Source organism: Rhizobium sp. G21 (assembly GCF_014158035.1).
GTDB lineage: Bacteria > Pseudomonadota > Alphaproteobacteria > Rhizobiales > Rhizobiaceae > Rhizobium_E.
Genome location: NZ_JACFXW010000001.1, coordinates 1,986,005 through 2,009,824, shown reverse-complemented (window position 1 = coordinate 2,009,824; position 23,820 = coordinate 1,986,005). Strand labels below are relative to the sequence as shown.

Below are 23,820 nucleotides of genomic sequence, written 5' to 3'. Positions count from 1 at the left end.
GATCAGTGCAAGACGATCTCGCCGTCGATCCGCCGCCATTCGTTGGGACCGATCAGCCGTTTGTGGCTGTAGCGGACCGAATGCAGCGCCCCATCCAGTTTTTTCTCCCAGAAGTCGAGGAATTTGCGCATCTGCGGGAAATCGGGGGCGAGATCGTAATCCTGCCAGAGATAGGTCTGCAGCACGGATCTGAAATCGGGCATTCGGTAGAGAATATGGGCGGTGGTCAAACCATACCCTTCCATCTGAAGGGTGAAGTCATGCGTAGCCTTCATGCGGTTTCCCTCTCGTAGTCAACGCAGAAATTGTGCCACGCGGGAGGCGCATTGCAATAGAAAAATGACAAAAGACCGTTATAAATCATGTTGTTAGCAGCCATTTTGCGCGAGTGCTGATTTTTTTGATTCCTCCCTCTTGAAAACGAAAAACCGCAAAACCAGATCTCTGCGCGTCGGACGCCGGGAGCGGGTCCGACGCCCCGTCCGGTCCTCCGCCGGTCCGGGCGAGGGGAAAGCAAGCATTGTGTTTGTCCAGGAGGAAAACATGAAGTTCAGACCGTTGCATGATCGTATCGTCGTTCGTCGCGTCACGTCCGAGGAAAAGACCAAGGGCGGCATCATCATTCCCGACACCGCCAAGGAAAAGCCGCAGGAAGGCGAAGTTCTCGCCGTGGGCCCGGGCGCCCGCAACGAGCAGGGCCAGGTCGTGGCGCTCGACGTGCGTGTCGGCGACCGCGTTCTGTTCGGCAAGTGGTCGGGAACCGAAATCAAGATCGACGGCGAGGAGCTGCTGATCATGAAGGAAGCCGACATCATGGGCGTCATCGAGACCCCCGTGGCGGACAAGAAGGCCGCCTGATCGCCTCATCCCAAATTCCATACAGTCATAAACTGCTGCCTATGAAGGAGTGACCCATGGCTGCGAAAGACGTGAAATTCAACACCGATGCGCGCGAGAAAATGCTGCGCGGCGTCGACATCCTCGCCAATGCGGTGAAGGTGACGCTCGGTCCCAAGGGCCGCAATGTCGTGATCGACAAGTCCTTCGGCGCGCCGCGCATCACCAAGGACGGCGTGTCGGTCGCCAAGGAAATCCAACTCGAGGACAAGTTCGAGAATATGGGCGCACAGATGCTGCGCGAAGTCGCCTCAAGACCAATGATCTCGCCGGCGACGGCACCACCACCGCCACCGTGCTCGCCCAGGCCATCGTCCGCGAAGGCGCGAAAGCCGTGGCCTCCGGCATGAACCCGATGGATCTGAAGCGCGGCATCGACCTCGCCGTCGACGCTGTCGTCAAGGACCTCAAGGCAAACGCCCGCAAGATCTCCAAGAACGAGGAGATCGCCCAGGTCGGCACGATCTCGGCCAATGGCGACGCCGAAATCGGTCGCTATCTCGCCGAAGCCATGGAAAAGGTCGGCAATGAGGGCGTGATCACCGTCGAGGAAGCCAAGACCGCCGAGACCGAGCTCGAAGTCGTCGAAGGCATGCAGTTCGACCGCGGCTATCTCTCGCCCTATTTCATCACCAATCAGGACAAGATGCGCGTCGAGCTCGACGACCCCTATATCCTGATCCATGAGAAGAAGCTGTCGAACCTGCAGGCCATGCTGCCGGTGCTCGAATCCGTGGTGCAGTCCGGCAAGCCGCTGCTGATCATCGCCGAAGACGTCGAAGGCGAAGCGCTTGCGACGCTGGTGGTCAACAAGCTGCGCGGCGGTCTCAAGGTCGCCGCCGTCAAGGCGCCGGGCTTCGGCGATCGCCGCAAGGCCATGCTGGAGGACATCGCCATCCTCACCGGCGGCACGGTCATTTCGGAAGATCTCGGCATCAAGCTGGAAAATGTCACGCTCGCCATGCTCGGCCGCGCCAAGAAAGTCTCGATCGAGAAGGAAAACACCACGATCGTCGACGGCGCCGGCTCCAGGACCGAGATCGACGGCCGCGTGACCCAGATCCGCGCCCAGATCGAGGAAACCACCTCCGATTACGACCGCGAGAAGCTGCAGGAGCGCCTCGCCAAGCTCGCGGGCGGCGTGGCGGTGATCCGCGTCGGCGGCTCCACCGAAGTCGAGGTCAAGGAGAAGAAGGACCGCGTCGACGATGCGCTGCACGCCACCCGCGCAGCCGTCGAGGAAGGCATCCTGCCGGGCGGCGGCGTCGCGCTGCTGCGTTCGGTCAAGGCGCTGGACGGCCTCGCGACCGCCAATGAAGACCAGCGCGTCGGCGTCGACATCATCCGCCGCGCCATCGAAGCCCCGGTGCGCCAGATCGCCGAAAACGCCGGCGCCGAAGGCTCGATCATCGTCGGCAAGCTGCGCGAGAAGACCGACTTCTCCTATGGTTGGAACGCCCAGACCGGCGACTATGGCGACCTCTTCGCCCAGGGCGTCATCGACCCGCCAAGGTGGTGCGCACCGCGCTTCAGGACGCCGCCTCCGTGGCCGGTCTCCTGATCACCACCGAAGCCATGATCGCCGAAAAGCCGAAGAAGGAAACGGCTCCCGCCATGCCCGCCGGCATGGACTACTGATCGGACGGACGACAGGTCGGCAGGGGGAGAACCCCTCCCCAACCCCTCCCCACAAGGGGGAGGGGCTTGCGCCGCCTCACCCTCCAAAACCCACGCGACCTCTCCTCCGCTAGGCTGAACTGTGGGACGCCGGCGGCAGCCCCAGGTTAAGCCCCTCCCCTGTGGGAGGGGTGGGGGAGGGCCTTCCTCAAAAAATCACCCTCTCGAAAATATTTTCATCCCCCACCATCTCACGCCCTTTATCCTATCCCTCGTCCATCATCGGCTACACCGTGAGGCGTCGCGGCGAGATGGGGCCGGCGCTGGGGAAGGGGGACGACGTGCATCCTTTTCTCCAGGGCTTCGAGAAACGACGACCCCCGAAGACTGGGGACCTGGGCGTGAAAGCGTCCCCCAGGGTGGCGTCTCGAAAGGGACGTTACAGTAAGGCCCGCTTTAGAGGCGGATTACCCGCAGGCTCGACCTGCGGCGACGAGCGTCAAGTTCGAGGCACAAACCGCCGAATGCGGGGCGCGACGAGCGTCATATTAAAACTAAACAAACGAGGCGTTCTTCGCGCCCCGGCCGAGCCCTCATGGGCGAAGCGAGAGGATGACGGATAACTCCGGGCGTGATGACGCGGCGGAGCGATGATCCGCGCCTGCTCTTTGAACCGACCCTGATTTTAAAGACTGTAAAGCCGCGCAACAGCGACATGGCCGTCGTTGTCGAACTGCGAGTGGAATGCCGCTTAAGCCCTGACCTCTTCCAGCTCGATCAACGTCCCGAAGAAGTCCTTGGGATGCAGAAACAGCACCGGATTGCCATGCGCGCCGATCTTCGGTTCGCCGCCGCCGAGCACGCGGGCGCCCGCCGCCAGCAAATGATCCCGCGCCGCCCTGATGTCGGCGACCTCGTAGCAGATGTGATGCATGCCGCCATCGGGATTTTTTGTCAGGAAGGCGGCGATCGGCGAGGACTCGCCGAGCGGCTCCAAGAGTTCCACCTTGGAATTCTCGAAACTGACGAAGACGATCGTGACGCCGTGTTCCGGCAGCGCCTGAGGCTCCGACACCGTGGCGCCGAGGCTGTCGCGATAGCGCGCGATCGCCACGTCCAGATTGGGCACGGCGAGCGCGATATGATTGATGCGTCCGAGCATGGCAGGTCCTATTCGTTGCGCAATTTGCCTTCGGCGAGGTCGAGCACGGCGCGGGCCGCATCCACCACATTGGCGCCGGGGCCGAACACCGCGGCGACGCCGGCGTCATAGAGGAACTGATAGTCCTTGCGCGGAATGACCCCGCCGCAGACCACGATGATATGGCCGGCGCCCTTGGCTTTCAGGTCAGCGACCAGTTCCGGCAGCAGTGTCTTGTGCCCGGCCGCCAGCGAGGAGACGCCGACCACGTCGACCCCTTGCCGATGGCGAGATCGGCGGCTTCCGCCGGCGTCTGGAACAAGGGGCCCGCGACCACGTCGAAGCCGATATCGCCGAAGGCCGAGGCGATGACTTTCGCGCCGCGATCATGCCCGTCCTGGCCGAGCTTGGCGACGAGGATCTTCGGCTTGCGGCCCTGCTTCGCCACATACTCCGCCAACCGGCTGGCGATCTGACGGTATTCCGGATCCTCGGCGCTCGCCGGACCATAGATGTCGGAGACGACTTCCGGAACCGCCTCGTAATCGCCGAAGACGCGGCGCATGGCGTCGGAAATCTCGCCGACGCTGGCCCGGGCCCGCGCTGCGTCCACTGCCGCCGCGAGCAGATTGCCTTGACCGGATCTGGCGACTTGTTCGAGCGCGGCGAGCGCCGCTTCGCAAGTTTTGGCGTCGCGCAACTGCCGGGTCTTTTCGAGCCGGCGGATCTGCGCCTCGCGGACGGCGCGATTGTCGATGTCGAGCGTCTCGATTTCGGCTTCCTCGGCCAGGCGATATTTGTTGACGCCGACGATCACCTCCTCGCCGCGGTCGACTGCGGCCTGACGGCGGGTGGCGGCTTCCTCGATCAGCCGCTTGGGCAGGCCGGTGTCGATCGCCTTGGTCATGCCACCCAGGCGCTCGACCTCCTCGATCAGCGCCCAGGCCTTTTCCGCCAGTTCCGAAGTCAGGCTTTCGACATAATAGGAGCCGGCCAGGGGATCGACGACCTTGGTGACGCCCGTCTCATGCTGCAGGATCAGCTGGGTGTTGCGGGCGATGCGGGCCGAAAACTCGGTCGGCAGCGCGATCGCCTCGTCGAAGGAGTTGGTGTGCAGCGATTGCGTGCCGCCGAGCGCCGCCGCCAGCGCCTCATAGGCGGTGCGGATGATGTTGTTATAGGGGTCCTGCTCCTGCAGCGACACGCCCGAGGTCTGGCAATGGGTGCGCAGCATCGACGAGGACGGCTTCTTCGGATTGAACTCCGCCATGATCCGCGACCAGAGGAGGCGCGCGGCGCGCAGCTTGGCCGCCTCCATGAAGAAATTCATGCCGATCGCGAAGAAGAAGGACAGCCGCCCCGCGAATTCGTCGACGTCGAGCCCCTTGGCGAGCGCGGCGCGCACATAATCGCGGCCGTCGGCCAGCGTGAAGGCCAGTTCCTGCACCAATGTCGCCCCGGCCTCCTGCATGTGATAGCCGGAGATCGAGATCGAGTTGAATTTCGGCATTTCCCGCGCCGTATATTCGATGATGTCGGCGACGATCCGCATCGAGGGTTCGGGCGGATAGATATAGGTGTTGCGGACCATGAACTCCTTGAGAATGTCGTTCTGGATCGTGCCCGAGAGATCTGCCCGCGCCACGCCCTGCTCTTCGCCGGCGACGATGAAACTGGCGAGGATGGGGATCACGGCGCCGTTCATGGTCATCGACACCGACATGTCCTGAAGCGGGATCTTGTCGAACAGGATCTTCATGTCCTCGACGCTGTCGATCGCCACGCCCGCCTTGCCGACATCGCCTGTGACGCGCGGATGGTCGCTGTCATAGCCGCGATGGGTGGCGAGGTCGAAGGCCACCGACAGACCCTTCTGCCCCGCCATGAGCGCCTTGCGATAGAAGGCGTTGGATTCCTCGGCGGTCGAGAAGCCGGCATATTGCCGGATCGTCCAGGGCCGCCCTGTATACATCGTGGCGCGCGGGCCGCGCGTGAAGGGCGCAAAGCCGGGCAGGGCGCCGAGATGGCCGAGGTTCTCCGTGTCCGCCTCGGTGTAGAGCGGCTTCACGTCGATGCCCTCGGGCGTCTTCCAGGTCAGCGTCTCGGGGAGGCCTTGAGTTCGCGCTCGGCGAGGCGGTTCCAGTCGTCGATGGTCTTGGCGGACATGAGATCAATCCTCGACAGGCGTCACTGAGGGACAATCGGCGCAAAACCATGTCCGAATTGACGCATTTGCTATGGAGTAGTAAATTGAATCCCCAACAGGAGGACGGCGAAATGTCAGTGAAAGCGTCGGTCTCGATTTCCGAGCAGCAAGACAGCTTTGCAAGGCGGCTGGTCGAAGAAGGTCAGTATTCAAGTGTGAGCGCCGTTGTGCAAAGGGGCCTTGAGCTCCTGCGTGAACGGCACGAGTCGCATGAAGCTGAGCTTGCGGCCCTGAGAGAGCTGCTGGTCGAGAGGCAAAAAGGACCCTTCTTGAACGCTGAAGAAAGCAGGAAGCATCTGGACGAGCTGATTGCCGCACAGCGGGCGACTTATGGTCTTTGAAGTCACCAGAACCAGAGAGATCGACCGAGACCTCGTGTCGATATTCCGGTTTCTGGTGACGTCTTACACCGCGTTGGGCGAGCCCATTTCGGATGCTGTTGAACATGCTGAGCGTCGCGTGCGCCGCATTGAAGTTGAGATGATGCGCCTCGGCGCGGCTCCACACCAGGGAACATTGTTGCCCGAGCTTCTGCCGGATCTCCGCTGGGTCACCAAAGACCGGGCGATATTCTATTTTTTGGTCCAGGCCGAACTTCGCCAGATTCAAGTGCTTGCAGTCTTTTTTGGAGGGCAGGACCATGCGCAACACATTGTGAAGCGCCTCCATCAAACGCCTTGATGCGTGTAAGTCCAATCCTTCACGCAGACCCTGCTGATCTGCTGGCCAGAGGCTCCGTGTCACGGTCACCGGGAGAGAAGATTGCAACGGCGCCGTCAGCCTCGTCATCCGAAATCCCATCTCACTCGAACTCCATGATCACCTCGTCGACGGCCAGACTCTGGCCGACCGACGCTTTCACCGCCTTGACCACCGCCCGGCGCTCCGCCTTCAGCACATTCTCCATCTTCATCGCCTCGACGGTGGCGAGGCTTTGGCCGGCTTCCACCGTGTCGCCGTCCTTCACCAGAACCTGGGTGATGACGCCCGGCATCGGGCAGAGCAGCTGCTTGGAGGTGTCGGCGGCTTTCTTGACCGGCATGAATTGCGAGAGTTCAAAGACGCGCGGCGTCATCACCTGATGCACGAGATCGATGCCGCGGAAACGCAGCCGCCAGCCGGTGGAGGACTTGGCGATCTTGACGCCATAGGATTGGCCGTTGATGAAAAAGCGTCCATGCTGGTCGCCGGGCGTCCAGTCCGATTGCACCGTGAAGGCGACGTCGTCGTCGAAGTTCAGCGCCATGTCGCCGGCCTCGAGGCTGGCGCCCACCGGCCAATAATATTTGCCGCCGGTGGCGACGAAGCTCGTTCCCACGGCGCGGGCGTGATTGGCGAGCGCGCCGGAGATTTTGGTCTTGCGCTGTTCGTCGGTGAGATGGGCGAAGGTGGCGATGGCTGCGAGGATGCGGGCCTGATCCATGTCGGGCTCGACGCCTTGAAACCCTCCGGCCATTCCTCGGCGATGAAGGCGGTGGTGATATTGCCGGAGTAAAAGCGCGGATGCGCCATTACCGCCGACAGGAAGGGCAGGTTGTGGCCGATGCCCTCGACCTCGAAATCGTCGAGCGCCCGGGCCATGGCCTCGATCGCCTCGCCGCGGTTCGGCGCCCAGGTGCAGAGCTTGGCGATCATCGGATCGTAATACATCGAGATCTCGCCGCCTTCGAACACGCCGGTGTCGTTGCGGGTGATCGTGCCGTCGGCGAGATGGCCTTCCTGCGGCGGCCGGTAGCGGGTCAGCCGGCCGATCGACGGCAGGAAGCCGCGATAGGGATCTTCGGCATAGAGCCGGCTTTCGATCGCCCAGCCGTTGAGCGTCACGTCGTCCTGGCTCAGCCGCAGCTTTTCGCCATTGGCGACGCGGATCATCTCCTCGACCAGATCGATGCCGGTGATCAGCTCGGTCACCGGGTGTTCAACCTGCAGGCGGGTGTTCATTTCGAGGAAGTAGAAATTGCGCTGGCCGTCGACGATGAATTCTACCGTGCCGGCGGAATGGTAACCCACGGCTTTCGCAAGCGCGACGGCCTGTTCGCCCATCGCCCGGCGGGTCGTCTCGTCGAGGAAGGAGGAGGGGGCCTCTTCGACGACTTTCTGGTTGCGGCGCTGGATGGAGCATTCGCGCTCGCCGAGATAGATCACCTCGCCATGTTTGTCGCCGAGCACCTGGATTTCGATATGACGCGGCTGGTCGACGAATTTCTCGATGAAGATGCGATCGTCGCCGAAGGAATTGCGCGCCTCGTTCTTCGAGGACTGGAAGCCCTCGCGCGCCTCGGCCTCGTTCCAAGCGATGCGCATGCCCTTGCCGCCGCCGCCGGCGGAGGCCTTGATCATCACGGGATAGCCGATCTCGTTGGAGATCTTCACCGCCTCGTCGGCGTCGGCGATCAGGCCCATATAGCCGGGAACGGTGGAGACGCCGGCTTCGGCGGCGAGCTTCTTGGAAGTGATCTTGTCGCCCATCGCCTCGATCGCGCCGACCGGCGGGCCGATGAAGGTCACGCCTTCCTTCTCCAGCCGTTCGGCGAAGGCGCGGTTTTCCGAAAGGAAGCCGTAGCCGGGATGCACCGCATCCGCCCCGGTCGCCTTGATGGCTTCGATGATCTTGTCGATGACGAGATAGGACTGGGCGGACGGCGCCGCGCCGATATGCACCGCCTCATCCGCCTGCTTCACATGCATGGCGTCGCGATCGGCGTCGGAATAGACCGCGACGGTGGCGATGCCGAGCTTCTTCGACGTGCGGATGACGCGGCAGGCGATCTCGCCGCGGTTGGCGATGAGGATTTTCTTGATCATGCGTCTTCGTCTCCCTCGCCGCGGCCGGGCTTGTTGTCGTTTTCCGCGCGAAATTTGCTGTCATAGGGCATCATCCAGATCGCCGAAGCGGTGACCGCCGCGCCGAAGGTCAGCGCGAGCGGCGCGGCGATCAGGATGATGGGAAGGATGGGCGTCTCGGCGCGCGCGATGCGGCTGCCGATCCCGCCGATATCGAGCAGAATGAGAAGGGCCGCGATCATCAGGCCCAGTAACACGCCGAAGGCGGCGTTCAGGCCCATGAAACGCAGCATGCGCCAGTGATCGGCGCGGGCTTCGGTCTGTGTCAGTTTCGGCTTCATTCCCATGATGGCGGTCCTCATCGCGACCCGCCTTGCTGTGCGCCGTCAGAAGGGGTCCCGGCCGGTCTCGCGTTCCTGATATTTCGCTTCATAGGGCAACACCCAGATGGCGATGCAGACCGCGACGGCCCCGAAGGTGAGGCCCATGGGAACCGCGATCAGAAACACCGGAATGATCGGATCTGAGGCCCGCGCGAGCCGCGAGCCCAAGCCGCCGACATCCAACAAGAAAATGGAGCCTGCGCAGATCAGGCCGACCAACAGTCCCAGCGCAAACCGCATCGCCATGAAGCGCAACATGGCCTCGTGGTCCTTTCGCGCCTCCTCGCGCGTCAGGATTTTTCTCTCCGCCATCGCCATCCTCCCGAGAGCAGCAGGAGGACAGTGTGCGGCGGAATGCCGCTGTTGTAAAGCGCCCGCTTAAAAACCTGTAGGCGCATCAATGACTTGACGCTTGTCAATTCCCTGAGCGGCCATGCGGGGGAGGAGTTCATCGGGCTGATCCCTCAGAGCGGCATCGTGTCGTGCTTGCGCCAATGGCTCTCCTGCTTCTTGGAGCGCAGCATGGCGAAGGCGCGGGCGATGCGTTTGCGCGAGGAATGCGGCCAGATAACCTCGTCGATGAAACCGCGCTCGGCGGCGACGAAGGGATTGGCGAAGCGCTCCTCATAGGCGCGGGTGCGCTCAGTGATCTTTTCGGCGTCTCCGAGCTCAGAGCGATAGAGGATCTCGGTCGCGCCCTTGGCGCCCATCACGGCGATTTCGGCGGTCGGCCAGGCATAATTGACATCGGCGCCGATATGCTTGGAGGCCATGACGTCATAGGCGCCGCCATAGGCCTTGCGGGTGATCAGCGTCACCATCGGCACGGTGGCCTGGCTATAGGCGAACAGGAGTTTCGCGCCATGCTTGATGATGCCGTTATATTCCTGGGCCGTGCCCGGCAGGAAGCCCGGCACATCGACCAGCGTCAGCAGCGGAATGTTGAAGGCGTCGCAGAAACGCACAAATTTCGCCGCCTTGCGCGAGGCGTCGATATCGAGGCAGCCTGCCAGCACCATCGGCTGATTGGCCACCACGCCGACCGTCTGGCCCTCGAGCCGGATGAAGCCGGTGAGGATATTGCGGGCGAAGGCCTCGCCGATCTCGTGGAAATCGCCTTCGTCGGCGATCGCCAGGATCAGTTCGCGCATGTCGTAGGGCTTGGCCGCGCTGTCGGGGATCAGCGTGTCCAGTCGCGCTTCCAGCCGGCCCGGATCATCGTGGAAGGGCCGCACCGGCGGCTTCTCGCGATTGTTGAGCGGCAGGAAATCGAAGAGATCGCGGATCTTGAGGAGCGCTTCGATATCATTGTCGAAGGCGCCGTCGGCCACGGAGGATTTCGATGTATGGGTTTTGGCACCGCCGAGATCTTCGGCCGTGACGATCTCGTTGGTGACGGTCTTCACGACGTCGGGGCCGGTCACGAACATGTAGGAGCTGTCGCGCACCATGAAGATGAAGTCGGTCATGGCGGGCGAATAGACCGCGCCGCCGGCGCAGGGACCCATGATCACCGAGATCTGTGGAATGACGCCGGAGACTTCGGCGTTGCGGCGGAACACTTCCGCGTAACCGGCGAGCGAATCCACGCCTTCCTGGATGCGCGCGCCGCCGGAATCGTTGAGTCCGATCACCGGCGCGCCGTTGCGGGCGGCCATGTCCATGATCTTGCAGATCTTTTGGGCGTGCGTTTCCGACAGCGAGCCGCCGAACACGGTGAAATCCTGGCTGAAGACATAGACGAGGCGGCCATTGATGGTGCCCCATCCGGTGACGACGCCGTCGCCGGGGATCTTGTCCTGCTCCATGCCGAATTCGACGCAGCGATGGGTGACATACATGTCGTATTCTTCGAAGGAGCCTTCGTCGAGCAGCACGTCCAGCCGCTCGCGCGCGGTCAGCTTGCCCTTAGAATGCTGGGTGGCGATGCGGCGCTCGCCGCCGCCCAACCGCGCTGCGGCCCGTCTGTCTTCCAGCTGTTCGAGAATCTCGCGCATGTGGCTCCCACCCTTCCCGCTCGGCATACTCATTTCCCTTTACGTCCGAACCACGCCTGCTCCTAGAGTTGAACAGGCGAACTTGTGCTGTTTGCAATACGACGAACTGAGAATTGCGAATTTGCGAAAAATGCGCAAGTCTGGCGACGACAATGGCGGAGAGATGCGACAATGGCGATCGGAAAACTCTATATCGGCCGCAAGGTTCGGGAGTTGCGGCAGATCAACAAGGCCACGCAGGCGCAATTCGCCGAGCGTATCGGCATCTCCGTCAGCTATCTCAACCAGATCGAAAACAACCAGCGTCCCGTCTCCGCCGCCGTGCTGATTGCGCTGGCGGAGAAATTCCGGGTCGATCTCTCCGATCTCTCGGCGGGCGAAGGCGACCGGCTGCTCTCGGCGCTGACCGAGGCGCTGAACGATCCGCTGTTCGAGGCGCAATCGGCGAGCCTGCAGGAGTTGAAGCTGGTGGCGCAAAATGCGCCCGGCGTTGCGCATGCGCTGATCGCCTGCCATCGCGCCTACCGGCACAATTCCGAACAGCTGGCGAGCATCGACGACACGCTGGGACGTTCGCCGGGCATCGCCGAAAACACGCCCTATGAAGAGGTGCGCGACTTCTTTCACTTCGTCGACAATTACATCCATGATCTCGATATCGCCGCCGAACGGCTGGCCGCTGAGATCGGGCTCGGCGAAGCCGATCCGAGCGCGCCGCTCGCCGCTTTTCTGGAGCGTGCGCATGGGGTGCGCATTCGCAAGGCTCTCGCCGAGGACGACATGATCCGCAGCTATGACCGGCAGGCGAAGATCCTGACCCTCAACGCCTATCTGCCCGCCGCCACCCGCGATTTCCAGATGGCGCTGCAGATCGCGCAACTGTCTCTGCCCGACATGATCGACCAGATCGCCCGCAATGCCGGCTTCCGCACCACGGAGGCTTTCGAGATCTGTCGCATCGGCCTGCAGAACTATGTCGCCGGCGCTCTCATCCTGCCCTATCGGGTGTTCATGGAGGCGGCGAGGGCATTGAGGCATGATCTCGATCTGCTCGCCATGCGCTTCGGCGCGAGCCTGGAGCAGGTCTGTCATCGCCTGTCGACGCTGCAGCGGCCGGGGGCCAAGGGCGTGCCGATCTTCTTCGCCCGCATCGACCGCGCCGGCAACATCACCAAGCGCCATTCCGCCGCCAAGCTGCAATTCGCCCGTTTCGGCGCCGCCTGTCCGCTATGGAACGCGCATCAGGCCTTTGAACAGCCGGGCCGCATCATAAGGCAATTGGCGGAGACCCCGGATGGGGTGCGATATCTCTGTTTCGCCACCCAGATCTCCAAGGGCGGGCGCGGCTTCCGCAAGCCGCAACAGCATTACGCGCTCGCGCTGGGTTGCGAGATTTCCTATGCCGACAGCTTCGTCTATGCCGACGATCTCGATCTGGACAACCGCGCCGCCTTCGACCCTATCGGCATTTCCTGCCGCATCTGCGAACGCGGCCAGTGTCCCAGCCGCGCCATGCCGCCGCTCAAGGGTCGGCTCGTGATTGATCACGATCGCCGCGCCGCGTTGCCCTATGCGCTCAGGGAGAACTGAGCGCGTCTGCTCCTTAGTGCGCCTCGTCCCAGTTTCTGGCGGCGCGGGCGTCGACGGCGAGCGGCACGCTCATCTCGATGGCCGGGAAGGCGGCGTTTTCCATCACCTCGCGGATGACGGGGATGGCGCGGTCGGCCTCGTCTTCGGTGGTCTCGAAGATCAGTTCGTCATGCACCTGCAGCAGCATGCGCGCCTTGAGTTTCGCGTCCAGCGCCGGCTCCATCTTGATCATGGCGCGGCGGATGACGTCGGCCGCCGAGCCCTGGATCGGCGCATTGATCGCGGCGCGTTCGTTGAAGGCGCGAACGGACGGATTGGACGAGCGGATCTCCGGATAGTGGATGCGACGGCCGAAGATGGTTTCGACATAGCCCAGCTCGCGCGCCTTGGCCTTGGCCTCTTCCATATAGGCCTTGATGCCGGGGAAGCGCTCGAAATAGCGCTTGATGTAATCGCCGGCTTCCGACCGCTCGATGCTGAGCTGATTGGCGAGGCCGAAGGCTGAAATGCCGTAGATAATGCCGAAATTGATTGCCTTGGCGCGACGGCGCACATCCGACGGCATGCCTTCGACCGGCACGCCGAACATTTCCGACGCCGTCATTGCATGAATGTCGATGCCTTCGGCGAAGGCGCGCGTCAGCTGCGGGATGTCTGCGACATGGGCGAGCACGCGCAGTTCGATCTGGCTATAGTCGGCCGAGATCAGCACATGACCCGGCTCGGCCACGAAGGCGGTGCGGATCTTGCGGCCCTCGGCGGTGCGCACCGGGATGTTCTGCAGGTTCGGCTCCGACGACGACAGCCGGCCCGTGGTGGTGGCGGCCATGGCGTAGGAGGTGTGCACCCGCTTGGTCTCGGGGTTCACATAAGACGGCAGCGCATCGGTATAGGTGCTCTTGAGTTTGGTGATCTGGCGCCAGTCGACGATCTTGCGCGGCAGGTCATGGCCTGCGGCGGCGAGATCTTCCAGCACCTGCGCCGAGGTCGACCATTGGCCGGTCTTGGTCTTGCCGCCGCCGGAATCCAGACCCATCTTGCCGAACAGGATCTCGCCGAGCTGCTTGGGCGAGCCGATGTTGAAGCGCTCGCCGGCGAGCTGATAGATTTCATCCTCGATGCGGGCGGCGGACTGGGCGAGTTCGCCCGAGAGACGCGAGAGAATCTGCCGGTCGATGGAAATGCCGCGCGCTTCCATGCTGGCGAGCACGGTGGCGAGCGGCCGCTCCAGTCGTTCGTAGACGCTTGTCAGGCCCTTGGCGGCGAGCTGCGGCTTCAAAACATGCCAGAGCCGCAGCGTCACATCGGCGTCCTCGGCGGCGTAAGCGGTGGCCTTGTCGATGTCGACGAAATCGAAGGTCACGGCGTTCTTGCCGGAGCCGGTGACATCCTTGTAAGCGATCGGCTTGTGGCCGAGCCAGCGCTCCGACAGCGTGTCCATGTTGTGCAGCGTCGCGCCGGCGTCGAGCACATAGGACATGAGCATCGTGTCGTCGTAACGGGCGACCTCGACGCCGTGGCGTTTCATCATCAACCAGTCATATTTGATGTTCTGGGCGACGACGAGGATCGCCGGATCCTCCAGCATCGGCTTGAGGATCGCCAGCGCGTCGCGCAGCGGGATCTGGCCCTCGGCGATGCCGCCGCCGAGAAGGTCGCCGCGGCCGGATTTGTGCCCGAGCGGGATATAGCAGGCTCGGATCACGGCGCCTGAAGAATTGACCGCGTTGTCGGCTACGGCGAGCGAGACCCCGCAGAGCTCCGCCTGCATCGGGTCGAGGGAGGTCGTCTCGGTGTCGAAGGCGACGAGGCCGGTTTCGCGGGCGAGCGCCACCCAAGCGGCCAGTCGGGCCGTATCGCGCACGGTCTCATAGGTCGAGGGATCGAACGGGCTCGAGGCGAAGGCCTGGATGCGGGCGTCCGCCAGCGCCTTCGGGGTGAAGACGGGGTCGCCGCCGACGCCTGTGGCCGACGCGTCGCTCGCAGGCTTGGCCGCAGTGGAGGTCTTGGCGGGCTTGCCGTCTGTGGCGGCCGGATCGAGATCCGGGCCGTGGGCTGCGCCGCTCCATTCGATCTTGACCGAGGCGGGCTCGATTTCGGCCGCGTCCGCGCCGGTCGCCTCGGCGACGCGGCGGGTGAGCGTGGTGAATTCCATCGTTTTCAGGAAGGCGACGAGCCTCGGACCGTCCTGCGGATGCAGCACGAGATCCTCGAGCGGCATGAGATCCGGCACATCGGTCTTCAGCGTCACCAGTTGGCGCGACACCTGGAGGAGATCGCGGGCGGCGAGGATGCTTTCGCGGCGCTTCTCCTGCTTGATTTCGGCGGCGCGGGCGATGAGCGTGTCGAGATCGCCGAACTGTTCAAGCAATGTCGCCGCCGTCTTCGGGCCGATGCCGGGCACGCCGGGCACGTTGTCGGTGCTGTCGCCGGTCAGCGCCTGCAGGTCGATCATCTTTTCGGGCGGCACTCCCCATTTCTCGATCACTTCCGGGATCGAGATCTGCTTGTCCTTCATCGCGTCATACATATGCACGCGCGGCGTCACCAGCTGCATCAGATCCTTGTCGGAGGAGATGATGGTGGTCTCGGCGCCGGCCGCTTCCGCCTGGCGGGCGTAAGTGGCGATGATGTCGTCGGCCTCATAGCCCTCGGTTTCGATGCAGGGCAGGTTGAAGGCGCGCGTCGCCTCGCGGATCAGGCCGAATTGCGGGATCAGATCCTCGGGCGGGGCCGAGCGGTTGGCCTTGTAGTCGGGATAGATCTCTTTGCGGAACGTGGCGGAGGAATAGTCGAAGATCACCGCGAAATGCGTGGGCGTGACGCCGACATCGGTGTTGCGCGCATCGACCAGCAGCTTCCACAACATGTTGCAGAAGCCCGACACCGCGCCCACCGGCAGTTTGTCCGACTTGCGGGTCAGCGCCGGCAGCGCATGGAAGGCCCGGAAGATGAAGCCGGACCCGTCGACGAGGAAAAGATGATCACCGTTTTTCATGGGTCTGCTGTTAGCATGCGGCGAAAGAGTCGGAAAGACGAAGCGGTCGGCAGGGCGGAGAAATGGGCGCTTGCGTGATGCGCTGCGCTCTTGCCCGCGTCATCAGGTGTGCTATGTCCTTGCCCATCGAAAAAGGGGAAGACGCATGGCCTTCGCACCGCAGGCGGGACTGGTTCGGACGATCGCCGAGACGGTCGGAGACTATCGCTCGGGGTCGCCCGCCCTGGTGAAGTTCGCCATGGAATGCGGCATCGCGCTCAACCGCCAGCCCATCTTCAGCAAGGTCACGGTCAAGCCGACCATGCGCGACGAGCGCTTCCAGATCGGCGACGACGCTTACAAAGGCAAGTTCGCCTCCGACCGCGACGCCTTTTTCGCAGCCTTCGACGCCTTCATGGCCAATGGCGAGTTTCTCGCCTGGAACGGCCGCGCGCCCATCGCCCGCGGCGTGCCGCCGATGAAGGCGCTGAGCGAGAATTTCGCCCATCCCACTTTCCAGATCGACATGACCAGCCGCAGGCGCGGCGAGCCCAAGGAAAACCGCTACGCCATGCTGTTCGTCGGCTTTGCCAATGACGAGGCGGCCAAAGCCTATGCCGACAGGCTCGCCCATCTCGTGATGTGATCAGGCTTGACGATTTCTCATAAATGAGATTATTTCTCGTTTATGGAAGAAATTGATCCCCTCGACGCCCAACTTGCCCAACGATTGAAAGCGCTGCGCGCCGAGCGCGGCTGGTCGCTCGACGACCTTGCGGAAAGAAGCGGGGTCAGTCGCGCCACGCTGTCCCGCCTCGAAAAGGCCGAGGTCAGCCCGACCGCCAATGTGCTCGGCCGTCTCTGCGGCGCCTATGGCATGCCGATGTCGCGGCTGATGCGCATGGTGGAGGACGCGTTCACGCCTTTGGTCCGGCCCGAGAACCAACCGGTCTGGACCGACGCCAGCCTCGGCTTCGAACGCCGTTCGGTCTCGCCGCCGGCCGCGAGCCTGTCGGGAGAAGTGGTGGAATGCCGGCTGAGGCCAGCCGCCCGGATCGATTATCAGCTGCCGCCGCGCCCCGGCCTCGAACATCACCTGATCATCATGGCGGGCGCATTGACACTGACGATCGAAGGCCGCGCCTATGATCTCCGACCGGGCGATTGCCTGCGCTACAAGATATCGGGCCCCTCCAGCTTCCGCGCCGACGATGTCGAGGGCGCGCATTATCTCCTGTTTATCGTCTGAGGTTTTCACATGAGCATTGTCCCTCTTTCCGCCGCCGATATCGAGGTTCGCATCAATGAGTTGTCCGACCTCCTGCATGCCTGCGTGATGGATGGCGCGAGCGTCAATTTCGTGATGCCCTATGCGATCGAGGACGCCGAACGCTTCTGGCGCAAGAAGGTGCTGGCGCGGATGGACGACGGCTTGCTGACCGTGCTCGGCTGGATGGAGGGCGGCCGCGTGGTCGGTTCGGTGCAACTCGACGCCGACACGCCGCCCAACCAGGCCCATCGCGCCGACGTCAAGAAGATGCTGGTGCATCCCGCCTACCAGCGCCGCGGCATCGGCAAGGCGCTGATGGCGGCGGTGGAGCAGGTCGCGCGCGACAAGGGGCTCACGCTGCTGACGCTCGACACTCGCTCCGGCGACAAGGGCGAACCGCTCTATCGCGCCTCGGGTTTCGAGGTCGCAGGGATCATTCCCGGCTATAGCCGCGATCCTTTCGCGGATGTCTATGACGCCTGCACGTATATGTACAAGCAGCTTGCCTGACATCTGGGACTATAAAATGCGCACAATGGATGCGCAGTTCCTCTTCTTGTTTTGTTGAAATTATAGCGCATGATGCCCGCCAGACAAATAATTTACGGAGGAACATCCATGCGTCAGATCGGACATTTCATCGGCGGCAAGCAGGTCGCCGGAACTTCGGGCCGCAAGCAAGGCGTCTTCAACCCCGCCACCGGCGAAATCCAGGCTGAAGTCTCGCTCGCCAGCGCCGAAGAACTGAACGCCGCCGTCGAGAACGCCAAGGCCGCGCAGCCCAAATGGGCCGCCACCAATCCGCAGCGCCGCGCCCGCGTCTTCATGAAATTCGTGCAGCTGCTCAACGACAACATGGATGAGCTCGCCGCTCTGCTCTCTTCCGAGCATGGCAAGACGATCGAAGACGCCAAGGGCGACATCGTCCGCGGCCTCGAAGTCTGCGAATTCGTCATCGGCATTCCGCATCTGTCCAAGAGCGAATTCACCGAAGGCGCTGGCCCGAATATCGACATGTATTCGATCCGCCAGGCCGTCGGCGTCGGCGCCGGCATCACGCCGTTCAACTTCCCGGCCATGATCCCGATGTGGATGTTCGCGCCGGCCATCGCCTGCGGCAACGCCTTCATCCTCAAGCCGTCCGAGCGCGACCCGTCCGTGCCGATCCGCCTCGCCGAACTGATGATCGAAGCCGGCCTGCCGGCCGGCATCCTGAACGTCGTCAACGGCGACAAGTCGGCCGTCGATGGCCTGCTGACCCATCCCGATATTGGCGCGATCTCGTTTGTCGGCTCGACCCCGATCGCCCGTTATGTCTATGGCACGGCGGCGATGAACGGCAAGCGCGCCCAGTGCTTCGGCGGCGCCAAGAACCACATGATCATCATGCCGGACGCCGATCTCGACCAGGCGGCGCAGGCGCTGATGGGCGCGGGCTACGGCTCGGCCGGCGAGCGCTGCATGGCGATTTCGGTGGCTGTGCCGGTCGGCGAAGACACCGCCAACCGCCTGATCGAAAAGCTGACGCCGATGGTGGAATCGCTCCGCATCGGTCCCTACACCGATAACAAGGCCGATATGGGTCCCGTCGTCACCAAGGAGGCGCGCGATCGCATTCTCGGCCTGATCGACAGCGGCGTCGAAGCCGGCGCCAAGCTCGTCGTCGACGGCCGCGATTTCAAGCTGCAGGGCTATGAAAACGGCTATTTCGTCGGCGGCTGCCTGTTTGACCATGTCACGCCCGACATGGACATCTACAAGACCGAAATCTTCGGACCGGTGCTGTCTGTCGTGCGCGCCAAGACCTATGAAGAAGCGCTCGACCTGCCGATGAAGCATGAATACGGCAATGGCGTCGCGATCTACACGCGCGACGGCGACGCCGCCCGCGATTTCGCATCCCGCATCAATATCGGCATGGTCGGTGTCAACGTGCCGATCCCGGTTCCGCTCGCCTACCACTCCTTCGGCGGCTGGAAGTCGTCGTCTTTCGGCGACCTCAACCAGCATGGCACCGATTCGATCAAGTTCTGGACCCGCACCAAGACGGTGACCAGCCGCTGGCCGTCGGGCATCAAGGACGGTGCCGAATTCGTCATGCCGACGATGAAGTAAGCGCGATTATCGTAGAAAATCAAAAGGCCCGCCGGAAGCGCTTCCGGCGGGCCTTTTTCATTCAAGCTGGTATTCTGAAGAACCGAGAGAGGCTTACTGCGACGGGCCGTCGTTGAAGCCGACCTTGTCGACCAGTTCGGACGCCTGCTTGCGGTATTTGGCGACGTCGGTCAGCGGCATCTGGTCGGGCTTGATGGTCCCGAAGCTCTTGACCACGGCCGACGGCTCGGCGCCCGGCAGCACCGGATATTCGAACACCTGCTCGGCATAGATTTCCTGGGCGGGCTTGGACGACAGGAATTCCATCAGCTTGATGGCGTTGTCCTTGTTCGGCGCATATTTGGCCAAGGCCATGCCGGAGATGTTGACATGCGTGCCGCGGTCATTGGCGTTGGGGAAGAGGACCTTCATCGCCTTCACCCATTCCTTCTGTTCCGGCTCCTTGTCGTTGGTCATCATGACGCCGACATAATAGGTGTTGCCGAGCGCGACGTCGCATTCGCCGGCGGCTATCGACTTGGCCTGGCTGCGATCCGAGCCGTTGGGCTTGCGTGCGAGATTGTTCTTGAGGCCGGTCAGCCAGGTCTCGGTGAACTCGGCGCCGTGATGGGCGATCATCGAGGCGAACAGGCCGATATTATAGGAGTGCTGGCCGTCGCGAATGCAGATCTTGCCTTTCCACTTGGGATCGGCGAGCTCCTCATAGGTGATGTCGTTCTGAGCGACGCGATCCTTGGAGGCATAGACGACGCGGCCGCGGGTGGTGAGGCCGAACCATTGATTGTCGGCGTCGCGATACTTGACGGGAATATCCTTGTTGATCGTCTCGTCGACCACCGCTTGGGTTACGCCGCCTTCCTTGGCTTCGGTCAGGCGAGCGATGTCGACGGTGAGGATGACGTCGGCCGGCGAGTTTTCGCCTTCGGCCTGGATGCGCTCGACCAGGCCCTTGTCGAGGAAAAGCACATTGGTGGCGATGCCGGTTTCCTTGGTGAAAGCGTCGAGCAGCGGCTGGATCAGTTCGGGCTGACGATAGGAATAGATGTTGACTTCGCCATCGGCATACGCCGCGCCGGCGCTCATCACGATGGAGAGGCCCGTCAGGACTCCGGCCAGTTTCACGTTTCCGCCCATGTTGCGCTCCTAAAGTTGACTATTTTCGTTTAATTTATTGGAGGCCTGCTTAAAAGTGCGAAATGAGACTGTCAATGCGGCGAAAAGCCTATAACATGATTGTGATTTTCACGTTTTTGGAATTGTTCCAAACTACGGGAGGGTCTATATAGAGGGCAAGAAACCAGCCAGGGAGCCTTCGCATGCGGCTGACCAAGCAGACCAATTACGCGGTGCGCATCATGATGTACTGCGCCGCCAACGACCCCAATCTGAGCCGCATCCCGGAAATAGCGCGGGCCTACAACGTCTCCGAACTGTTTCTCTTCAAGATCCTGCAGCCTCTGCATAAGGCCGGATTGGTCGAGACCTTGCGGGGCCGTAATGGCGGCGTTCGCCTTGGGCGCGCCGCAGACAAGATCACGCTGCTCGACGTCGTCCGCGTGACAGAAGAGAATTTTTCCATGGCGGAATGCTTCGACGACGGCGCCGCCGATTGTCCGTTGATCGACAGCTGCGGGCTGAATTCGGCGCTGCGTCGCGCGCTCAACGCCTTCTTCGACGTTTTGTCGGAATACACGATCGACGACCTCGTCAAGGCGCGGCCGCAGATCAACTTCCTGCTCGGTCTGGAAGAAATGCCGCCCGCCAACGCCGCGGCCTGAGCAAATACCCAGTTGATGAGCAAATGCCAGAATCCAGGTCCGAAGGATCTGGATTTTTTTGCGCAGTCCTCTAAATCGTTTGAATTGTTAGCGCGACCTTGGGAGGGACGAGAGATGATCCTGTGCTGCGGAGAAGCCCTGATCGACATGCTGCCGAGGCAGTCGACGCTCGGAGAAAACGCCTATGCGCCCTATGCGGGCGGGGCCATTTTCAACACGGCGATCGCGCTCGGGCGGCTGGGCATCGAGACCGCCTTCTTCACCGGCCTCTCCAACGACATGCTGGGCGACGTGCTGCGCGAAACGCTGACGGCGTCGAAAGTGGATTTCAGCCTCTGCGCGCTGTCGGACCGACCGACCACGGTCGCCTTCGTCAAGCTGGTCAACGGTTCGGCCACTTACGCCTTCTATGACGAGAACACCGCCGGGCGCATGTTGTCGGTCGACGATCTGCCGACGCTGGGTGAGGATTGCGAGGCGCTGCATTTCGGCGCGATCAGCCTGATCCCCGATCCCTGCGGCGCGACCTATGAGGCTTTGTTGATGCGGGAGGCCGATTCCCGCGTGATCTCGCTCGACCCGAACATCCGCCCCGGCTTCATCAACGACAAGCAGCACCATATGGCGCGCATCCTGCGCATGGCGGCCAAATCCGACATCCTGAAATTTTCGGACGAGGATCTCGACTGGTTCGGCATGCCCGGCGACCACGACATGCTCGCCAAGGAATGGATCGCCATGGGCGCCAAGCTGGTGGTGATCACTAAGGGCGCCGACGGCGCTGTCGGTTACACCAGCACGCTGAAGGTCGAAGTTCCCAGCGAGAAAGTCACCGTAGTCGACACGATCGGCGCAGGCGACACGTTCGACGCGGGCGTTCTCGCCTCGCTCAAGCGCGACGGCTTGCTGACCAAGGCGGCGGTCGCCAATCTTTCGGAGCAGGCGGTGCGCAACGCGCTGGCGCTGGGCGCCAAGACGGCGGCGGTGACCGTGTCGCGCGCCGGCGCCAATCCGCCCTGGTCGCATGAAATCGGTCTCTGACCGGTAAGAAGTCCGAGACGCCCTCGTGGCGTGTCAAAACTCGACTTCGAGTTCGATGATCTCGTCGGCTTCCGCCCGGGCGCCCTCGATCCATTCCTTGACCAGCGGCCAGTCCATCACCCGGTCGCGATAGGCGGCGAGCGGCGCTTCGAGATCCACAGCGTATGTGAGAAAGCGCGAACAGACCGGCGCATACATGGCGTCGGCCATGGTCGGCTTGTCGCCGAACAGCCAGGGGCCGCCATAGGCGGCGAGACACTCCGTCCAGATCGCCTTTATCCGCTCGATATCGGGGCGCGCGCCGGCGAACACCTTGAAACGCTCGTGACGGGCCTTGATGTTCATCGGCAGCGCCGAGCGAAGATTGTGAAAGCCGGAATGCATTTCGCCGGAGACGGCGCGGCAATGGGCGCGGGCGGCGACATCCTTGGGCAGCAGCCCCGCCTTCGGCTTGATTTCGGCGAGATATTCGCCGATCGCCAGCGTATCCCAGACGCTGACCGTATTGTGGTTGAGCCGCGGCACGAGCACGGACGGCGACAGCAGCAGCAATTCGCGCCGCGCGCTCTCGTCGATGTCGACGGGCCGCTCCTGAAACTCCAGGCCCGCCATGCGGCAGAGAAGCCAGCCGCGCATGGACCAGGAGGAATAATTCTTAGAGGATATCGTCAGAGTCGTTTCGCTCATCACGGCCTCCCGCCCGTGCAAGTCTGCACGCAGTATTTGCTGGTCTTGCCCGTAAAAATGCACTAGTTTTTTGCAATGCACAATGGCTTTCGCAGCCGAAGCAGAGGTGTGGCGATGCTCTATCAGGCCTACCAGTTCCAGGACGACATGGTCGCGCCGCTGAGGACGATGGCGCGGGGATGGATGGACTGGCTCTCCGCCAATTTCCCCATCCGCGATCATGCGCTCGGCCGGCACTGGCTGGCGGCGCTGGAAATGGTGTCGCGCTACGAACTCAGCCACACCCGGCCGCCCTTCGACATCCGCCGCGTGCCGGCCGGAAATGCGGAGGCTTTCGGTGACCGAGGAGGTCGCTCTCAGCCTGCCTTTCGGCGATCTCCTGCATTTCCGCAAGGACATCGACATGCCGCAGCCGAAGGTGCTGGTGATCGCGCCGCTGTCCGGCCACTTCTCCACCCTGCTGCGCGGCACGGTGGAAACGCTGCTGCGCGATCACGACGTCTACATCACCGACTGGAAGAACGCCCGCGACGTGCCGATCAACGCCGGCTCCTTCGGGGTGGAGGATTACATCGCCTATGTGATCCGCTTTCTCGAGGAGATCGGGCCGGGCGGCCATATCCTCGCGGTTTGTCAGCCCTGCGTGCAGGGGCTGGCGGCGGTGGCGGTGATGTCGGAGGACAACAATCCCGCCACGCCGCGCTCGATGACGCTTATGGCGGGACCGATCGATCCGCGCGAAAGCCCGACCGAGGTCAATGAATTCGCCGTGTCGAAGTCGCTGGCCTGGTTCGAACAGTCGGTGATCTCGCCCGTGCCCTACCGCTATGGCGGGGGAGGGCGGCGGGTCTATCCCGGTTTTCTGCAATTGACCGCCTTCATGGCGATGAACATGGACCGCCACAAGACGGCGCATCAGAAACTATACGACCACCTCGCCGCCGGCGAGATCGAGGCGGCCGAGAAGATCAAGACGTTTTACGACGAATATTTCGCAGTGCTGGATCTGACCGAGGAATTCTACATCGAAACCATCGACCGCATTTTCCACCGCGCCGAACTGGCGACCGGCCAGTTCCAGTATCGCGGCCGCAAAGTCGATCCCGGCAAGATTCGCCGCACGGCGTTGTTGACGGTCGAAGGCGGCCGCGACGACATCTGCGCGCTCGGCCAGACGGCGGCGGCGCATGATCTCTGTGCGTCGCTTCGTCCGCATCTCAAGCGCCATCACCTGCAGGCCAATGTCGGCCATTACGGCGTCTTCAACGGCCGGCGCTGGGACAACGAGATCTATCCCGTCGTCCGCAACCATATCCTGATGATGGAATAGGCTTGCC

At 62.7% G+C, this 23,820-nt stretch carries 19 protein-coding genes and 4 pseudogenes; 12 read left to right on the top strand and 11 right to left on the bottom strand.

The genetic code is table 11. The annotated features are described in order from the left end of the window. Positions 1–2: 2 nt before the first annotated feature. A complete protein-coding gene (locus tag H2O14_RS10220) occupies positions 3–275 on the bottom strand; it encodes an usg protein (protein ID WP_182827566.1) in 273 nt (90 codons plus the stop codon). Between the two features lie 268 nt (positions 276–543). On the opposite strand from H2O14_RS10220, the gene groES reads away from it, so the two are divergent. Both groES and groL read left to right on the top strand, forming a co-directional pair. Further along, positions 544–858 carry a co-chaperone GroES gene (groES, locus tag H2O14_RS10215; protein WP_182827565.1) on the top strand — a complete coding sequence of 105 codons (315 nt, stop codon included), beginning with the start codon at positions 544–546 and terminating at the stop codon, positions 856–858. Between the two features lie 56 nt (positions 859–914). After that, positions 915–2,535, top strand: a pseudogene (gene groL, locus H2O14_RS10210) (chaperonin GroEL). A 730-nt stretch (positions 2,536–3,265) separates the two neighbouring features. Here groL and mce read toward each other — a convergent pair. Further along, positions 3,266–3,676, bottom strand: coding sequence for a methylmalonyl-CoA epimerase (gene mce, locus H2O14_RS10205; protein ID WP_182827564.1), 411 nt, complete (start codon positions 3,674–3,676; stop codon positions 3,266–3,268). Between the two features lie 8 nt (positions 3,677–3,684). After that, a pseudogene (gene scpA / locus H2O14_RS10200) lies at positions 3,685–5,821 on the bottom strand (methylmalonyl-CoA mutase). Positions 5,822–5,869: 48 nt separating this feature from the next. Between scpA and H2O14_RS10195 the strand changes: the two are divergent. Further along, a complete protein-coding gene (locus H2O14_RS10195) occupies positions 5,870–6,202 on the top strand; it encodes a type II toxin-antitoxin system ParD family antitoxin (RefSeq protein WP_409526914.1) in 333 nt (110 codons plus the stop codon). Then, complete coding sequence (locus H2O14_RS27330) at positions 6,192–6,542, top strand: type II toxin-antitoxin system RelE/ParE family toxin (RefSeq protein WP_182827563.1); 351 nt, start codon at positions 6,192–6,194, stop codon at positions 6,540–6,542. Before H2O14_RS10195 ends, H2O14_RS27330 begins: the two co-directional genes overlap by 11 nt. A gap of 121 nt (positions 6,543–6,663) precedes the next feature. Here H2O14_RS27330 and H2O14_RS29375 read toward each other — a convergent pair whose 3' ends face one another. The 5 genes and pseudogenes from H2O14_RS29375 to H2O14_RS10170 all read right to left on the bottom strand — a co-directional run bounded on the left by H2O14_RS29375 (position 6,664) and on the right by H2O14_RS10170 (position 11,025). Then, positions 6,664–7,212: a biotin/lipoyl-containing protein gene (locus tag H2O14_RS29375; protein ID WP_409526949.1), complete on the bottom strand. Its 549-nt coding sequence runs from the start codon at positions 7,210–7,212 to the stop codon at positions 6,664–6,666. Continuing rightward, positions 7,197–8,666: pseudogene (locus H2O14_RS27325) on the bottom strand (acetyl/propionyl/methylcrotonyl-CoA carboxylase subunit alpha); the annotation flags it as partial. The gene H2O14_RS29375 and the pseudogene H2O14_RS27325, both read right to left, overlap by 16 nt. Further along, positions 8,663–9,007, bottom strand: a complete 345-nt coding sequence (locus H2O14_RS10180) for a hypothetical protein (RefSeq protein ID WP_246697348.1) — start codon at positions 9,005–9,007, stop codon at positions 8,663–8,665. The pseudogene H2O14_RS27325 and the gene H2O14_RS10180, both read right to left, overlap by 4 nt. 24 nt (positions 9,008–9,031) lie before the next feature. After that, complete coding sequence (locus tag H2O14_RS10175; RefSeq protein ID WP_182827561.1) at positions 9,032–9,340, bottom strand: hypothetical protein; 309 nt, start codon at positions 9,338–9,340, stop codon at positions 9,032–9,034. 152 nt (positions 9,341–9,492) lie between these two features. After that, on the bottom strand, positions 9,493–11,025 hold the full coding sequence (locus H2O14_RS10170; protein WP_182827560.1) for an acyl-CoA carboxylase subunit beta: 1,533 nt from the start codon (positions 11,023–11,025) through the stop codon (positions 9,493–9,495). Between the two features lie 171 nt (positions 11,026–11,196). On the opposite strand from H2O14_RS10170, the gene H2O14_RS10165 reads away from it, so the two are divergent. Further along, positions 11,197–12,615, top strand: coding sequence for a short-chain fatty acyl-CoA regulator family protein (locus tag H2O14_RS10165; RefSeq protein WP_182827559.1), 1,419 nt, complete (start codon positions 11,197–11,199; stop codon positions 12,613–12,615). Between the two features lie 13 nt (positions 12,616–12,628). On the opposite strand, the gene polA is transcribed toward H2O14_RS10165, so the two are convergent. Beyond that, entirely contained in the window at positions 12,629–15,613 is a 2,985-nt protein-coding gene (polA, locus tag H2O14_RS10160; protein ID WP_182827558.1) for a DNA polymerase I, read from the bottom strand. 145 nt (positions 15,614–15,758) lie between these two features. Here polA and H2O14_RS10155 point away from each other — a divergent pair, with 145 nt between their 5' ends. From H2O14_RS10155 to H2O14_RS10140, 4 genes are all read left to right on the top strand, one after another. Further along, complete coding sequence (locus H2O14_RS10155) at positions 15,759–16,238, top strand: hypothetical protein (RefSeq protein ID WP_182827557.1); 480 nt, start codon at positions 15,759–15,761, stop codon at positions 16,236–16,238. 42 nt (positions 16,239–16,280) lie between these two features. Next, entirely contained in the window at positions 16,281–16,841 is a 561-nt protein-coding gene (locus H2O14_RS10150; protein ID WP_182827556.1) for a helix-turn-helix domain-containing protein, read from the top strand. Between the two features lie 9 nt (positions 16,842–16,850). Next, positions 16,851–17,372: a GNAT family N-acetyltransferase gene (locus H2O14_RS10145; RefSeq protein WP_182827555.1), complete on the top strand. Its 522-nt coding sequence runs from the start codon at positions 16,851–16,853 to the stop codon at positions 17,370–17,372. 108 nt (positions 17,373–17,480) lie between these two features. Further along, positions 17,481–18,977 (top strand): CoA-acylating methylmalonate-semialdehyde dehydrogenase, encoded by a 1,497-nt coding sequence (locus tag H2O14_RS10140; protein ID WP_182827554.1) that lies wholly within the window; start codon positions 17,481–17,483, stop codon positions 18,975–18,977. Between the two features lie 93 nt (positions 18,978–19,070). On the opposite strand, the gene H2O14_RS10135 is transcribed toward H2O14_RS10140, so the two are convergent. After that, positions 19,071–20,060 carry a Fe(3+) ABC transporter substrate-binding protein gene (locus H2O14_RS10135; RefSeq protein ID WP_246697572.1) on the bottom strand — a complete coding sequence of 330 codons (990 nt, stop codon included), beginning with the start codon at positions 20,058–20,060 and terminating at the stop codon, positions 19,071–19,073. A gap of 233 nt (positions 20,061–20,293) precedes the next feature. Between H2O14_RS10135 and rirA the strand changes: the two genes are divergently transcribed. Next, complete coding sequence (gene rirA / locus H2O14_RS10130) at positions 20,294–20,755, top strand: iron-responsive transcriptional regulator RirA (protein ID WP_182827552.1); 462 nt, start codon at positions 20,294–20,296, stop codon at positions 20,753–20,755. Between the two features lie 114 nt (positions 20,756–20,869). Continuing rightward, entirely contained in the window at positions 20,870–21,796 is a 927-nt protein-coding gene (locus tag H2O14_RS10125; RefSeq protein WP_182827551.1) for a carbohydrate kinase, read from the top strand. A gap of 33 nt (positions 21,797–21,829) precedes the next feature. Here the strand turns inward: H2O14_RS10125 and H2O14_RS10120 are convergent, their stop codons facing one another. Next, entirely contained in the window at positions 21,830–22,483 is a 654-nt protein-coding gene (locus H2O14_RS10120; protein ID WP_182827550.1) for a glutathione S-transferase, read from the bottom strand. 114 nt (positions 22,484–22,597) lie between these two features. Between H2O14_RS10120 and H2O14_RS10115 the strand changes: the two are divergent. After that, positions 22,598–23,813 (top strand): annotated as a pseudogene (locus H2O14_RS10115) (polyhydroxyalkanoate depolymerase). The last annotated feature ends 7 nt before the right edge of the window (positions 23,814–23,820 follow it).